Origin of the sequence: Streptomyces sp. NPDC057654 (genome assembly GCF_042800135.1) — a bacterium.
Taxonomy (GTDB): Bacteria; Actinomycetota; Actinomycetes; order Streptomycetales; family Streptomycetaceae; genus Streptomyces.
Genome location: NZ_JBHVHQ010001395.1, coordinates 1 through 1,341, shown reverse-complemented (window position 1 = coordinate 1,341; position 1,341 = coordinate 1). Strand labels below are relative to the sequence as shown.

The 1,341-nt window shown below is 72.9% G+C and carries 1 protein-coding gene; it reads left to right on the top strand.

The genetic code is table 11. The annotated features are described in order from the left end of the window. The coding region (locus tag ACFU99_RS43885) for a hypothetical protein (protein WP_384404411.1) at positions 1–1,312 on the top strand (1,312 nt) is incomplete at its 5' end. Positions 1,313–1,341 lie beyond the last annotated feature (29 nt).

Sequence of the window (1,341 nt, the reverse complement as noted above, 5' to 3'; positions counted from 1 at the left end):
GGACACGGCGGAGGCCATGCGGGTGACCGATTCCGTGCTCGCCGCCAACGTCGCGGACGGGGTGGTGGACTCGCTGGGCACGGCCAACGACGCGAGCGGGGCGCTGAAGGCGCAGGGCGGGCTGAACGAACTCAAGGAGAAGAAGGGCGTCGACTGGCGCTCCCTGCGCCGCGACCGGAACTCCAAGGGCGCCGACGCCGCCCAGGGCGTCGCCTACAACGTCAGCGACGGCCTCACGCTGGCCAGGACCGGCATGAAGGTCGCCGGGGAGGTGGCTCCCGCGGCGGTCGGCGAGACCATCGGCGCCCTGACGATCGTCGTCTACATCAGCAAGGTCGTGCGGGACGTCCGCTCCGTGGTGCGCACCCACCGCATGAAGCGGAACCTCGAAGGGGTGAACGCGCCGCCCGCCAAGTTCGAGGACACGATCGAGAGCAAGCTGCTGCGCAGGGACATCGCCGCCGCTCGCGCGGCCATGGCGGCGCCCCGCGCCGAACTGACCGAGCGGCAGTCCCGCCCGACCTCGTCGGCCCGGCCGGACGGCGCTCCGGAGAACGCCGCGGCCATGCGCCGCCTGGAGGCGGAGATCGCCGGGCTGACCGCGCAGATCGAGCAGTTGGAGGCGGAGGCGGCGGAGAAGGGCCCCGCCTACGAGGCGTCGGCGGAACGGATCGCGGAGGTCGGCGCGTACGCCGTCAAGAAGCGCGGCCGCCGCCGCGTGAAGAAGGGCGTCTCGGCCACCGGCAACGTCGTCAAGGTCGCGAGCGGGGCCGCGGCCGTCGCGGTCGCCGCGGGTGCCATCGCCGTCTCCTCGCCCGTCGGCTGGGGGCTGGCCGGGGCCGCGGCCCTGCTGCTCGGCGGGCTCGCGCTCTACAAGGCGTGGAAGTCGGTCCGCAAGCGCTACAAGATCATCATGGCGGAGCAGGCGAAGCAGGCCGAGGCCGCGACGACGGGCGAGAACGCCCAGGCCGAGGGCGCCGAGCACGCGGCGGACGCCGAGGCCGCGGCGGGCGCGGACCCGGCAGCCGTGGAGGCCGCCACCCAGCTGACCCCCATGCAGGCCATGGGCAAGGCCCTCGCCTTCTGGAAGTCCGTCGGGCCGGGCAAGCGGCAGCGGATGGCGGGCGAGCTGTACGACCTGGCCCTCGGCAGCGACAACGAGGTGCGCACGACGGCGCGGGAACTGCTCAAGCAGCTCAACATGGGGCCGGACAGCCTGCGCATGAGCGTCGGCGACTGGGAGGCGGACCTCAAGAACCCGGAGCAGAAGGAGAAGTGGACGAAGCTGATCGAGAACCGGCTGGCTTCCTGACACTTCTTACGGGACGGTGGGCGCGACTC